The sequence below is a fragment of the Pseudoalteromonas sp. N1230-9 genome (assembly GCF_032716425.1).
Taxonomy (GTDB): domain Bacteria; phylum Pseudomonadota; class Gammaproteobacteria; order Enterobacterales; family Alteromonadaceae; genus Pseudoalteromonas.
In genome coordinates this window covers 547,733-562,028 of the sequence record NZ_CP090420.1, presented here as the reverse complement: position 1 = coordinate 562,028, position 14,296 = coordinate 547,733, and the positions used below count along the sequence as shown (strand labels likewise).

The 14,296-nt window shown below is 39.3% G+C and carries 11 protein-coding genes; 5 read left to right on the top strand and 6 right to left on the bottom strand.

All coding sequences use genetic code 11. The features are described from left to right. Nucleotides 1-277 precede the first annotated feature (277 nt). Both LY624_RS19835 and LY624_RS19830 read left to right on the top strand, forming a co-directional pair. Entirely contained in the window at nucleotides 278-3,430 is a 3,153-nt protein-coding gene (locus LY624_RS19835) for a DUF3427 domain-containing protein (RefSeq protein ID WP_130151963.1), read from the top strand. A gap of 30 nt (nucleotides 3,431-3,460) precedes the next feature. Then, entirely contained in the window at nucleotides 3,461-4,210 is a 750-nt protein-coding gene (locus LY624_RS19830) for a hypothetical protein (protein ID WP_130151964.1), read from the top strand. A 414-nt stretch (nucleotides 4,211-4,624) separates the two neighbouring features. Here LY624_RS19830 and LY624_RS19825 read toward each other — a convergent pair whose 3' ends face one another. Both LY624_RS19825 and LY624_RS19820 read right to left on the bottom strand, forming a co-directional pair. After that, a complete protein-coding gene (locus LY624_RS19825) occupies nucleotides 4,625-5,656 on the bottom strand; it encodes an HNH endonuclease (RefSeq protein ID WP_130151965.1) in 1,032 nt (343 codons plus the stop codon). A 306-nt stretch (nucleotides 5,657-5,962) separates the two neighbouring features. Then, nucleotides 5,963-6,556, bottom strand: a complete 594-nt coding sequence (locus LY624_RS19820; RefSeq protein ID WP_130151966.1) for a class I SAM-dependent methyltransferase — start codon at nucleotides 6,554-6,556, stop codon at nucleotides 5,963-5,965. A gap of 338 nt (nucleotides 6,557-6,894) precedes the next feature. On the opposite strand from LY624_RS19820, the gene LY624_RS19815 reads away from it, so the two are divergent. Both LY624_RS19815 and LY624_RS19810 read left to right on the top strand, forming a co-directional pair. Then, nucleotides 6,895-8,043: a porin gene (locus tag LY624_RS19815; RefSeq protein WP_130151967.1), complete on the top strand. Its 1,149-nt coding sequence runs from the start codon at nucleotides 6,895-6,897 to the stop codon at nucleotides 8,041-8,043. 12 nt (nucleotides 8,044-8,055) lie between these two features. Further along, nucleotides 8,056-8,463 (top strand): phosphate ABC transporter substrate-binding protein, encoded by a 408-nt coding sequence (locus tag LY624_RS19810; protein WP_130151968.1) that lies wholly within the window; start codon nucleotides 8,056-8,058, stop codon nucleotides 8,461-8,463. Nucleotides 8,464-8,551: 88 nt separating this feature from the next. Here the strand turns inward: LY624_RS19810 and LY624_RS19805 are convergent, their stop codons facing one another. The 4 genes from LY624_RS19805 to LY624_RS19790 all read right to left on the bottom strand — a co-directional run bounded on the left by LY624_RS19805 (nucleotide 8,552) and on the right by LY624_RS19790 (nucleotide 12,212). Further along, a complete protein-coding gene (locus LY624_RS19805; RefSeq protein WP_130151969.1) occupies nucleotides 8,552-10,177 on the bottom strand; it encodes a methyl-accepting chemotaxis protein in 1,626 nt (541 codons plus the stop codon). A 291-nt stretch (nucleotides 10,178-10,468) separates the two neighbouring features. Continuing rightward, a complete protein-coding gene (locus LY624_RS19800; protein ID WP_130151970.1) occupies nucleotides 10,469-10,966 on the bottom strand; it encodes a DUF417 family protein in 498 nt (165 codons plus the stop codon). Nucleotides 10,967-11,026: 60 nt separating this feature from the next. Then, nucleotides 11,027-11,563, bottom strand: a complete 537-nt coding sequence (locus tag LY624_RS19795; protein WP_130151971.1) for a carboxymuconolactone decarboxylase family protein — start codon at nucleotides 11,561-11,563, stop codon at nucleotides 11,027-11,029. Between the two features lie 88 nt (nucleotides 11,564-11,651). After that, on the bottom strand, nucleotides 11,652-12,212 hold the full coding sequence (locus LY624_RS19790) for a TetR family transcriptional regulator (protein WP_165381506.1): 561 nt from the start codon (nucleotides 12,210-12,212) through the stop codon (nucleotides 11,652-11,654). A 455-nt stretch (nucleotides 12,213-12,667) separates the two neighbouring features. Here LY624_RS19790 and LY624_RS19785 point away from each other — a divergent pair, with 455 nt between their 5' ends. Further along, complete coding sequence (locus LY624_RS19785) at nucleotides 12,668-14,263, top strand: ABC-F family ATPase (protein WP_130151973.1); 1,596 nt, start codon at nucleotides 12,668-12,670, stop codon at nucleotides 14,261-14,263. The last annotated feature ends 33 nt before the right edge of the window (nucleotides 14,264-14,296 follow it).

Below are 14,296 nucleotides of genomic sequence, written 5' to 3'. Positions count from 1 at the left end.
CGCACCCCAGTTCGGATATCCATATCCTCTCGTTCAAAACTACGTTTTTCACCCATGACCAAGCTACGCTGGTTACAGCATTGCCTAAAAGGATTTAGGTACTTGGAATTTGTCGGGAACAAAATTCCGCTACGCTGTTAATTACCCATAATTAATTCAATTTCGGGTATGAACACGGGGTGTAACCGTAACTAAAGCCTGCAAATTACCAATCAAGTTATTGTTTGTTTTCATTATTTATTTTAGTAAACTGACTGTTCGAAAACAGGGAGTCGTTATGGAACAGGTTGGTATTTACGAGCAGCTGATTACGCAAGTAATCGAGCAACACCTAGATCGTGAACAGTTTTATGTCGGAGAACGCCAACTTGAATCAGCAGAAGCTGCTACTTGGCTGTCTCGATTTTTAGGTAAGTTAATTGCTCACGCGATTGATGCTATACCTAGTTCAAATAATCGCTTACAAGAGCAAATCAATCTAGCAAATAACTTAGTTTTTTGGCTTAAAGATCATATTCGAGATGATGAGCTAATAAGTGAAAACCTAATAGATAGCCAAGGTAGAATCCTCACTGCACTATTCAATACTGAAAACCCAATTGCAGCAAACCTCAAAGACTACGCCAAAAATATATTTCCATTAACAGGGCTTTCCCAAAGCGAATTATTTAGTGGCGCGAATGCGGGTATATCGCTAGAGACAGAATTAAAGCGTGAGATAAAATCGGCCGACACTATTTACTGGTTAGTTTCATTTATAAAGTGGACAGGGCTAAGAATATTTAAAAATGAACTTGAAGCCTTTACCAAAAGTGGTAACAAACTAAAAGTTATCACCACCTCTTACATGGGGGCAACAGATGCTAAAGCGGTTGAGTTTTTGGCAAGCCTACCAAACACTGAAGTAAAACTAAGCTATAACAATCAGCAAGAACGTTTACACGCAAAATCTTACTTATTTATGCGTAACACCGGTTTTCATACTGGCTATATTGGTTCGTCTAACTTATCGCATTCGGCACTCACCAGCGGCCTTGAATGGAATTTAAAAATTACAGCGCAAGAAATTCCGCATATTATCGCTAAAACCAAAAGCACCTTTGAAACCTACTGGCAATCACCAGACTTTGAACTGTTTAGTGGTAAAGTTGAATGTAAAGAAAAGCTAATAAACTCACTGAATGAACAGCGTGGTAAAGGACAAGCAAGTAACCAGTTCTATTTTGATATAACCCCTAAAACTCATCAATTAGCTATTTTAGAAAAACTAAGTGTTGAACGAAGCGTTCACAATCGCTTTAAAAACTTAGTAGTGGCAGCAACAGGCACAGGTAAAACAATCATATCTGCATTTGATTTTAAAACCGTGTACGACAAAAAACCAAATGCCAACTTTTTATTTGTTGCTCACCGAGAAGAAATCCTCACTCAAGCACAAAGCGCATATCGTGGAGTGCTAAAAAATAATGATTTTGGCGAGCTTTGGGTTGGCAACTACAAACCTCAAAGATACGACCAATTATTTGCCTCAATTCAAACCCTTAACAACCAAATCGACAACATAAAATTGAGTGCTGATTTTTATGATTATATTGTTATTGATGAAGTGCATCACGTAAGTGCTAACAGTTACCGTGGCATTCTTAATTACTTCAAGCCAAACATTTTATTAGGGTTAACGGCCACACCTGAAAGGCAAGATGGGGCAAATATATTAGAAGATTTCTGTGGTGTTATTGCCGCAGAGGTCCGCTTACCAGAAGCCATAAATCAGCGCCATTTATGCCCGTTCCAATACTTTGGCCTTGATGACGATACAGATTTAAGCACGGTAACGTGGCGAGGCGGTCGTTACGATATTAGTGAGCTTAGTAAGCTATATACAGGCGAGAATAATCGCGCGAATAAAATCATATCGAGTCTCAACGACATCGTTACAAATATTAACGCTATTAAGGCATTAGCATTTTGTGTAAGCCAAGATCATGCTGAGTTTATGGCCAGTAAGTTTAACCTTGCAGGTATAAGTGCAGACGTACTTACCAGTAAAAATACTAGTGAACGAAAACACAAACAGCAGGCGCTTAGACGAGGTGAAATACACATACTCTGCGTCGTTGATATTTTTAACGAAGGGGTCGATATTCCAGAAGTAGATACCCTGCTCTTTTTGCGTCCAACCGAGAGCCTAACGCTATTTTTACAGCAATTAGGTCGTGGCCTACGTTTACCCGACAACAGCCAAAAGCAATGTTGTACTGTACTCGACTTTGTTGGTAACGCTCGCCCCGAATACGACTTTGCCAATAAGTTTCGCGCACTCGTTGGAAAAAGTAACCAGCCAATAAAAACCGAAATAGAAAATAACTTTCCGCACTTGCCGCTGGGCTGTCGTATAGAGCTACAAGAACGCACGCAAAAAACTATTTTACGTAATATACAACAAGCAACAAACAGCAAACGCCGTTTGCAACAGCTTATAAACAGTTATTCTCATCATACAAGCGACGAGTTAACACTAAGTAACTTTTTACGTATAAACCCACAAGTCACACTAGAAGATATTTATAAACCGAAAGATACAAGGCATGGCGGTTGGCATTGGTTAAAAGACGATGATATTCCAGCAGATCAAGTTGATATATATAGTGCCTATTACAGAGCTATAAATACGCAATTACTTAGCTGTGATTCACTGAGCTATTTGTGCTTTTTACGCGATTTATGTAACAGCGACTTTAGCATTGAGATAACACCTCAAAATCAACAGTATTCACTCATGGCTCATTACAATTTTTGGGATAACACTGGCACAAGTCTAGGGTTTAAATCCCTTAAGCAAAGCTTACAAGCACTAAAAAACCCGTTATTACAACAAGAGTTATCAGAAGTGATTGTGCTTTTAATAAATCGTATTCAGCAACAAGAAAGTGACTTAGCGTGCTTACCAAACCATGCAATAAAATTGCACAGCCGCTACACTCGCCAACAAATATTAGCGGCGTTCGGCGCGCATACGTTTGATAAAAAATCGACCGCTCGCGAAGGTGTATTAGAGTTCAAAGAACAAAATTTAGAGCTACTATTCGTCACGCTCAATAAATGCGAAAAAACCTACTCACCAACAACGCTGTATCACGACTATGCAATCAGCTCAACCTTGTTTCATTGGCAAACGCAAAACAGCGCCCGACCAGAACATGGCCGCGGCCTAAGCTACATTCAGCACCAACAAACAGGCAAAACCATCTTGCTGTTTGTGCGTGAACAAAGCAAAGATGAAAACGGCCGAACCATGGGATTTGTGAACTATGGCGAGGTTAAATATCAAAGCCACAGCGGCAGCCAGCCTATGAACATAACATGGGAATTAGTAAGCCCCATGCCAAACGAAATGTGGCATGAGGCTGGAAAATTGGCGGTTGGGTGATTAGTAATAAGTTTTATATAGGAATTATAAATGGAAGCTTTTTTACAAGACACTAAAATCATCTCAGCTCTAATTACAGCTACTGTAGCTCTCATAATAGCATTAACAGGCGCTGTTGCTTTCTTTTATAGATCTCGCAGAGATAGTAAAAGAAATGCAAAAAAAGTCTTATTCCATTTGCTTGAGGTTCGCCACGCAATTAAGCTAAAAACTTTACCCATCGATGAAGTCGCTAAAGAGTATTATGAATATGCAGCCAAAAAACTTAATTCATTTACTCCTACAGAAGAAAATATCTCATCAGAAAACCCTGTACTTAAACTTATTGAGTGCAAATTCAAAGAGCAACTAGCCTCTATAGAGGAAAACCTTTCTGAGAGCGTAATACCAGCTCTTAATGAAAAATTAGCTGACTTGGCTGAAGACAACCCTATTTTAGCTTTTAAAATTAGAGGTCGAGACAATTTTCTCAAACTATTTGAAACTTCAAAAGCTCAAATAGCTACCCTTCACATACCCAATATGGGCCCACAACCTGATACTAAAAAAGATTTACTAAAGCGTGTAAAAAGAATAATGCTAATACGCGTAGCAAAAGAAAGTAACGAGTATATTGACGATGCAATCGAAAAAATAGCTAAGTATTGTGGACGAAGTCAGTTAAGAAAATGGCGCAGATTAAAACAGGAAACGGCTTTCACTCACGGATTTGATTTTACCCAATTAGATGATTTATTTGAAAGCTGTCTTGCTGCTATTGATTTAGAAGAAGTGTATTAGATGTATGATCTTCCCTTCAATACAGATATACAATTTATGAGACAGCTCTCATCTTCATCCATAAACACCAATCTACCAGCACACTCCAACTCCCCTTGATCACACCTGAAACTAAGTTAATGATGAGTAATTTACAGCATGGCGGAATTTTGTTCCCGACAAATTCCAAGTACCTAAACCCCTTTAGGCAATGTTGTACATCAAGTGTGCTCCTCGGCAGCTTCTCTTTGGTTGCCATCGCCAACGCGATGAAACCTCGAATAGAGGCTTTTAAATCTCTTCTCAACTCCTAAAAACACACAAAAATACGTGCCTTAAAACCTGTTATCAAAAAACAAAGCACGATATAAAATCGAGCCTACGCGTCATACCTCTGCTTATCTTCCGCCACTAAACCAAGCTCATTTTTGGCTATTAATAAACAGCACTTTCTGCAAACTCAAAACTATTTATGCCTACCCACAATTTAGCGCTGTTTGCTTGTGCCACCTGGTAGGCCCAGTCGCTCACTGAGCGTGATTTTTCGGCATCACAATTAAAATAATCGCTCAACTCACGAGTTATATGCTGGTTATTTATAACGAGGTTTTGTTCTTGCCAGCGCTCGCGGTGCTCTTGTGCAGCTAAAAAGTCGCGTTTGCTGTTATTGCATTTACTATGAGCTGCCACAAAGTTGTGGCCTAAATCGTTGGCGTAACGCGTAAACGGAATAAAGTGGTCAACCTCGGTTTTGCTGTTTAATGCCTTTTGACAATAAAAGCACTGCCCTTTTTGTAGTTCTATTAATACAGGTTTTGCTTTATTGAGTGCATTGCGATCAAAGCCAAATAAAAAGTCATGAAGTTGGCTTTGCGGGCCAATTAGCATTTGGTTGTATTTAATACTTTGAATTTTTTGTAGCCATGCATTTTTGGCTAAGTACACAACTAAGTCGTAAAAGCGTCTAAAGCAACTGGCAATACCTGCATTTAAGGTAATGTATTGCTGGCCTTTAACATGAGGGTATAAAAAACACTCTTCCTTACCATTTAGCTTTTGTAATAACCATAACGGTCCTTCTTTAATGGTTTTTAACGTTGTTTTACGTATGTTTTCCCAATCACTGCACTTTTTTAATTGGCTAACTGAGTTAATGTTTCTTAATTTTGCATCATGCAGTGTGGTGATGATTTTGGCTTGTTTTTTGGAATTAGTGTTTTGTAAAAGCAACAGGTCTCTATTATTACCAATAGCAGCAAAAGGAGATGCTTGGTGCCAATATAAGGTAATAAACTTTTCGACTAATTCGTCAAAAGTTATTTGTAATTGGGCATTCGGATCTATTTGCTGTTTTTCAATGCTGATATCAGCAAGCGCATGTAACAAAGCAAACTTATAAGTGGCACTAAAATCCCCTTCCACCAGCATGCGCTGGATATAAGCGATAAAGTCGAGCTGTTGCTGCATAGCCATCTCTAAACTATGCCTTTAAAAAATTGATGAGAGCTGCTTTTAAGCGCATAACTAAATCCTGTTACTGCGGCTTAAAACTAAAAACCGCTCCATGGTTTTAAATCAATACTTATTCACTAGATGTTAAGCTAGCGTTAAGCTTTCAAACAATCTAGCATAAGTAGTGATGAAAAATATAGACTTTTTCAGTAAGCGGGGTAATAAATCTAATTTTTAGGGAGGAATTTTATAGCTAAAATGCGGTACTTTAAGGATGTACCACATTATTTTTAATAATTGACTATAAGACTAAAAGATTACTTAAATAGTTCTTCTGTGCAAAATAGCATTCAGCCATATCTCTGACGCTCGCTCGGGCCGTTGGTCGGCGCTTTGCCACGACTTAAGGGTAAACAAATTGGTGTTTTTGATAATGCTCTCAAGCGTTTGCTCGTTTAGGTCGGTAAATTCGCGGCCGTTGTGCTCGCGCTCGCCGTCGCCGTATTTAAACGATACATACACAATTCCTTGTGGCTTGAGTGCACGGGCTAGGTTGTTAAATGCTTCGGTTAAGTCATTTTTTGCGACATGAATTAAGCTTGCGCAGCACCAAATACCATCGTATTTATCAACATCATTGAGTGCTTTAAAACTGCTTACAGCCACTTTTTGATTTAGGTATTCTGAGGCGAGTTTGGCAATTTCAGGGCTTATATCAAACGCATCAACATTAAAGCCACGCTCTTTAAAAATGAAGGCGTCGCGCCCTGAGCCACAACCAGCATCTAACAACGTGCCATTTTTAGGGATTAGCGGTAAAAATTCATCGTAAAGTTCTGTTAAGTCTACATCGAGCGTGGCATCTACAAATGCTTGTGCGTTCTGGTTGTAGTAATCGATTGTTTTAGTTGCCATTTTATATCCTTTATTGTGGCAGCGGTGTTTGCGTTAAAAATATCATTAAAAGGTGAGGATCATAAATAAATTTAGCAGATGTAGTGAGTATATAAATAAGTATTTATATGTAGAATGCCCTTTAAATACTATAAAATTATAAATGTAACCTTCTACTCACTTTTTAACTACCACCTCAATTTATAATATTAAAACACCTTTAAAGATTATTAATTAAAACAACAATTTTTTATTGCTCTGGTAACAATTTTCTCATACCTTATGTCGCCCATTTCGCAACTTACTACTATAATATTAAGCGAAATCAACATTTTCATACTAAATATTAGGGATACACAATGAAAAAACTTCCTATTGCATTAGCTCTATGTGCTGCTTTTGTGTCTGCAAACACGCTAGCAGAGGTTCGCATAAACGGCTTTGCTTCAATAGTTGGTGGTAAAACTCTTGATGACGACAACGCGACACTGTACGGCTACGATGATGACATTTCGTTCAAAAACGAGAGTATGTTCGCATTACAGCTGTCTGCTGATTTACAAGAAAAACTAAGTGCAACAGCGCAAATTGTTGCTCGTGGCAGTGATGATTTTGATGCTGAGTTTGAATGGGCTTATCTAACCTATGAGTTTACAGATGAGCTACAAGTTAGTGCAGGTAAAATGCGCGTGCCTTTTTATCGCTACTCTGACTTTTTAGATGTGGGCTACACGTATCGTTGGGTTCGTCCACCACAATCGGTATATAACTTACCATTTTCGACTTATGAAGGTTTAAGCCTTCTTCATAATACGCAGCTAGGCGACTGGGATTCTACGGTACAGGTTATCTATGGAAGCTTTGACGACAAAATTGCTGTGGTTTCTGTAAACGGTGATACCGAACTAAATGATATTGCAGGTATTAACTGGACGCTATCTTACGACTGGTTTAGTGCCCGCGCTGCTTATTTTGTAGCAGAAACGTCAATCGCGATTGAAAACGATACCGATGCTGGTATTGCACTTAATGGCTTAGAGCAAACATTGCGTAATGCAGGGTTTGTTGATCAAGCTGATGATATTGCTGTTAACGAAGATGATGGCTCTTTCTTAGCGCTTGGTTTTTCAATTGATTACAACGACATTTTATTTGATGCCGAATACACTGAGTTTGAAGTTGATAACAGTGCGCTTGCTAAGCAAACACAGTATTACACGTCAGTGGGCTACCGTATGGATGAGTGGACTGTTCACTTAACTTACGAAAATAACGATGATAAGCACGATAGTAGTCGTTACAACGCTCTTCCTGCTGTACCCGCTTTAAACGCCGGTATTAATCAAGTATTGGAAAGCGGTAAAGCTAAAAGTAATGTTTACACTATTGGTACTCGTTATGACTTCCACCCTTCAGCAGCTTTAAAAGTGGACTTTAGCCGCTTTAAAGATGACATCACTGATACAGACACTGATGTAGTTGCTGTTGCTGTAGACTTAGTTTTTTAATTGGAGCGCATAATGAAAAAATTACTTTTAGCTACAGCGGTAGCGCTTTTATCAAGCACCGCTTTTGCTGATGTTGCTGTGATTGTTAACCCTGCGAATGGCAATGCAATTGATGAAGGCACAATTAAAAAAATCTACCTAGGTAAAGCAAAGTCATTTGATGATGGCACTAAAGTAAACCCTGTAAACCAAGACGGTAACAGTGTTAGCGATGAATTTAACGACAAAGTAGTCGGTAAATCGAGCAGTCAGCTTAATGCTTATTGGTCAAAGTTAGTATTTACAGGTAAAGGCACACCGCCAGAAAAGCTTGCTAATGACCAAGCTGTTATCGATTTTGTATCAGCAAACGGTGATGCTATTGGTTATATTGATGCATCAAAAGTAACTGATAAAGTGAAGGTTGTTGCAACGTTCTAATTGCGTTTCAATAAAAAGAGCCACCTTCTAAAAGGTGGCTCTTTATGAGTCTACTAAAGCTGGCGTTGCCTGCTTTTTATATGTAATTTTATTCGACCTTAAATTTAGCCGTAGCATCTAGTAGTGAGTCAGAAAGGTAATGCAGGTTCTTCGCAACATCTCTTACCTCAGACAATGAATTCATTGTCTCTTCAAATGACATATGCATATTAGAAACATTATCAACCACCATACTCGCGACCGATGTTTGCTCTTCAGTAGCCGCTGCAATTTGTGAGTTCATACCATTTATTTCTAGAATTTGCTCTGCAATTTTTTCAATTGAGAGGCCTGTATTTTCAGCTGCTTGTGCGTTGTTTGTAGCCATATCTCTGGCTGATGTCATGGCATTAACAGACTCGTTTGCTGCCGTTGTTAATGTTGTAAGCAGCTCTCTAATTTCGTTGGTAGATTGCGATGTTCTTGATGCTAGTTCTCTTACTTCATCTGCAACAACGGCAAAACCTCGTCCTTGCTCACCCGCTCTTGCAGCTTCAATCGCTGCGTTAAGTGCCAATAGGTTAGTTTGCTCAGCTATCGAGGTAATAACGTTTAAAATCTGTGTCACATTTTTTGTGTCATCAGCGAGTCGGTTAATGGTCGTTGCAGCTTGATTAATTTCATTGCTCAAAGTGCGTGACTCTTGCACTGAACGCTGTATTTGAGTGCGGCTTTGCTCTACCTCTTGCTCAGCAGTTTGTGCTGCATGTGACGCACTGGCCGCCGATTGTGAAATGTCAGCAACGCTTTGACGCATCTCTTCCATTGAGTGTTTTACCACTTCTGCATCTGTTGTTTGCTTGGTTGTTGCTTTTTCTGCACGCTCCATGCCTTGCACTAAGCGTGTTGAGTTTTCCATTAACGGCTCACATACAGACATCACATCCATCACCGCCGCCTTTAAAAGCTTAATAAAGGCATTAAAGTTAATAGACACTTGGCCAATTTCATCTTTTGCATGAACAGCAAGTTGTGTGCTTAACGAGCCTTTACCATCGGCAAGTAACCCTAAATTATTTGCCGCTGCACTGGCAGACGAGCCAATTCCACGGGCAATCCAAATAGAGGTAATTACTAATAAAAAGAGTGAAATAACTGACACCACAAGCATTAACTGTAACGCATTATCTGAGCGTGCTTTAGTCGCCTGAACAAGTTCAAAGAAACGGTCATCTGCGCGTGTTTGAGCACGCTTAAAACCTTCAAGTACAGCCTCATAGAGTTGTGTTTTTTGCTGAGCTTGCTGCTGAATTTTACTAAAATCAGCGGTACCTGAGATCATTGAGCTTGCGATCGTGGAAGAAATATTAGCGTACTGTTTTAGCTTTTCTTTTGTATCATCATGAACATACGTATCGTTAATGGCAATAATATTTTTTAAATTTTCATTAATTGTTTTATAGGTTTGTGCTGCACTTTCAACTAAGTCTGGCTCACCAAATGTCACTGCTTGTGTGTAGAGTTCGTCTAATTTTTCAAGTAAACCAACATTTGATGACGTTAACTTTACTACTTCGTATGAAGACTTTTCTAACTCATCAAGTGAGGCTCTGTTGTCATTCATTGCGATGTAGTTTACTAACACAATAATGACAAATGCTGCCACTGCTATACATGTAATCGCGTGTATTTTTTTAGTAATACTTAAGTTTTTAAAAGAAATACCTGCCGCCATTGAATTCACCTTTGCTGTCTTGTTATACGTATTATCGCCCGATTTATAAAAACTGTTAACTATATTTATATATTTTCAGGGTTTTTTGTTAGCAACTAGGAAACAGTTTTAATCAAAAATACGTTTAACTTGAATGTAAACTCAGTATAGCAGTAACTTTTAGCTCGCAGCTTTTTGATTACAAAATCAATCCTTTTTTATCAAATTGACTTTATGTTTTAAAATAAGGGAGGAGTGCTTTATTAGTGAGCAAAATGAAAAAGGCCCTTTCGGGCCCCAACGTGGAGAGGGTTATTCATCGCCCTGGTTTGTAGCGATAATTTTCAGACTATTTCCAGCAATAAATAAAGATGCTGCAAACAAACCGATATCTTTCAGTAGAAACTCACCAACAAAACTTAGCACAGGGAAACCTGCTTCCGTTGTAATGCCGGATAGAAATACCATCATGCTAATTGTTACAACAAATAACGCCATTGATAACAGGCCACCAACCACTGATAAAGCAGGATTGACGAAGCGTCCAAAAAATAGCAAACCAATGATGATTTCAAGCGTTCCTAAAAAATTTACCAGACCTTGTTTCGAGAAAATGACATACATCCAAGAAACGAGAGGGTTGTTGGCGATCATGCCGTACATGCCTTCAGCCTGTCCTTGCGTAAATTTAATTCCACCAAACCAAATATAAATAATACCTAAGGTAATATATAAAAGTGGTAAACCAGCATTCTCTAGTTTGCTTGCAATTCGTTGTGCTGTTTGTTGCTGCGTTGTAGTTAAGTTCATGAGTTTCTCCTGTGGCTATAGCCGTTTTTGTTTAAAGGCTTTTAGCCTCACTTTGGGTAATTAGGTTAATTCAACTTGTGGAAAGTCAATTTCAATATCAAATGCTTCGTTAAAGTAGTTTGTGAAGCTATTTAGGGCGATATGACCAATCACTTCAACAAGCTGTTCATCGCTAAAGCCAGCACTTTTTACACGCTGTAATTGCTCTTGCGACACACTACCGCGTGATTCAATCACTTGCTTTGCAAAGCTCAGTAACACATTTGTTTGATCGTCTGCTGAAGTTGCTTTTAAATTAGCTTTAATTTCATCGGCTGACAGGCCTAGCTTGTCGCTAATATATGAATGAGCAGAAGCACAGTAGCGACAACCATTAGTACCTGCGATTGCTAACGCTAACTGCTCTGAGTGCAATTGTGTTAAAGAGCCTTTATCTAAAGCCGCTTTAAAATTTAAAAAACCTTGTAACGCTGCGGGTGAATTAGCGAGCGCACCAAATAAATTAAGCTCTGCACCCATTGCCTGCTTAAGATCACTTAGCTGAGTTTGCGCTTGGCCGCTCGTGGTGTTTACTGTCAATGTTGTAATGCGTTGCATAGTAATGCTCCTCGTACAATTTAATTACCTACTAGTAGGTAGGTTTGTTGGGTAAATTTTTTAGAAACAGAATTTATGATCTAAATGATCATAAACTCAGTGTTTCTAAACATGCATCACAAGTTTGTATGAATAAACCTTGATGATGCTCACTTCTGTTTAACATTAGTGCGCCTTTAATCGCGCAACATATTATTACAGCTTGCTGATAAGCTGACGTTTTAAAACTAAACTCATTGCTTTCAAGACCAGCTTGTAAAATAGAGCTAAGTATCTGTAATTCAAGATCAGCCATTTTCGTCACTTGCTTTTGCAATGGTTCTGCCATTAAACGTAAATCTGTTTGCATGGCATATATTCCGCACATTTGCTTTTCGCTGGCACAGCTTTGAAAAACATCAAAATAACCTTTTAAACGCTCTTTAGCTGAAGGCAATGTTTTTAAATGTGACTCAAGTTGCTGAAGCTGCTCACATTTAAGTTGGCAGAATGCAATACCTAAATCAGCTTTTGTTGCAAAATGGTGGTGGATACTCGCTTTACGAATATCGAGCTCTTTTGCAAGATCAGCATAACTAAAACCATGAAAGCCATTACTCTGAATGAGCTTATCTGCAAGTTGCAGAATATTTGTATATGTCGTGTTCATGGCAGCCATCTTACCTACCAGTTGGTAGGTAAGCAAGTTATTTTTTAAACATTTGATCAAAAAGATCCTCAAACTAAATATAGTCTATTAAAAATCATATGGTTAATAGTTTTAAGAATATTGAATAGGTAAACATATTTTTTATAAAGATAGGTAGCAACGGCTTTATGCCGCAAAATGGCAAATTACAACGCGATATAAAATCGCGACTACGGGCTGTTATGGCAAACATGTTTCACGTCTTCAGGTAGCAGCGGCTTCATGCCGCGACATGGCAAATTGCAACGCGATGTAAAATACGCTTAAGATTGTACTGTTTCCAACTTTGTCTTCTTTTTAATGGCGTTCTGAAAGGCTGATCTGTATAATCCGCGGCCTATTATTTACCCTATTGCTTGTTTATTTTCGCAGTTGCTGCGCCCATAACCTGTCAGTCTTTTTCTAGGAATAATTCGTTGATTTCAACCGCTAATATCACCATGCAGTTTGGCGCAGAGCCTTTATTTGAAAATATATCAGCCAAGTTTGGTAACGGTAATCGCTATGGTTTAATTGGCGCTAATGGCTGCGGCAAATCAACCTTTATGAAAATCTTAAGTGGTGCGCTTGTACCTACCGCTGGCAATGTGTCGATTGCGCCTGGTTTAAAGCTAGGTACGCTAAGCCAAGATCAGTTTGCGTTTGAGCAATACACTGTGGTTGATGCGGTGATCATGGGTGATGCAGAGCTTTGGAAAGTTAAACAAGAGCGCGACCGTATCTATTCTTTGCCAGAAATGAGTGAAGAAGACGGCATGAAAGTCGCTGAGCTTGAAAGCGTTTTTGCTGAAATGGATGGCTACACAGCAGAAAGCCGCGCAGAAGAAATTTTGCTTCAAGCCGGTATTGAGCAAGCGTTTCATTACGGCTTAATGGCAAACGTTGCGCCGGGCTGGAAACTTCGTGTGCTGTTAGCACAAGCGCTATTTGCAAACCCTGATATTTTGCTGCTTGATGAGCCAACCAATAACCTTGATATTCACACCATTACATGGCTAGCTAATGAGCTTAACCAGCGTAAGTGTACGATGATTATCATCTCGCACGACCGTCACTTCTTAAACTCGGTATGTACACACATGGCCGATATCGATTACGGTGAGCTAAGAATTTACCCTGGTAACTACGAAAAGTGGATCGAAGCTTCAAGCTTGCAACGCGAACAGCTACTTGCTGAAAACGCAAAGAAGAGCGCTGAAATTGACGAGCTACAAGAGTTCGTAAACCGCTTTGGTGCTAACGCATCAAAAGCAAAACTAGCGAGTTCTCGTGCTAAGCGCATGGATAAAATTAAGCTTGATGAGGTAAAAGCGTCAAGCCGCATTAGCCCATCACTTCGTTTTGACGAAGGCAAAAAGATGTATCGCCAAGCATTAGAGCTTACTAAGTTAGGTCATGGCTTTGATGGCGAAACCCTGTTCAGCGGCGGTGAGCTACTACTTGAAGCCGGTGCTAAGCTTGCGGTTATTGGTGAAAACGGTGTTGGTAAAACCACCCTATTACGTTGCCTAGTGAATGAATTACAAAGCAACGAAGGTGTGGTTAAGTGGTCTGAAAATGCAAGCATCGGTTATTGTCCTCAAGATAGTAGTAAAGAATTTGATAACGATCTCACGCTGTTTGATTGGATGTCACAATGGCGCACCGCCAAGCACAATGATTTAATGGTTCGCGCTATGCTGGGTCGATTATTATTTACCGCCGACGATGCCAATAAAAAAGCGCGTAATTGCTCGGGTGGTGAAAAGAACCGCTTGTTGTTTGGTAAGTTGATGATGCAAGACATCAATGTATTGATTATGGACGAACCGACTAATCACATGGATATGGAAGCCATTGAAGCACTTAATAATGCATTAAAAGATTACCAAGGTACGTTGATCTTTGTCAGTCATGACCGTGAATTTGTCTCATCATTGGCAACACGTATCATCGATATTAAGGATAAACAGGTCATCGATTTTCAAGGTACATTTGACGAGTATATGGATCATCTGGCCCAGCAAGCCTAGTGCACTTGAGCACCATAAAAAAAGGCTACAGAG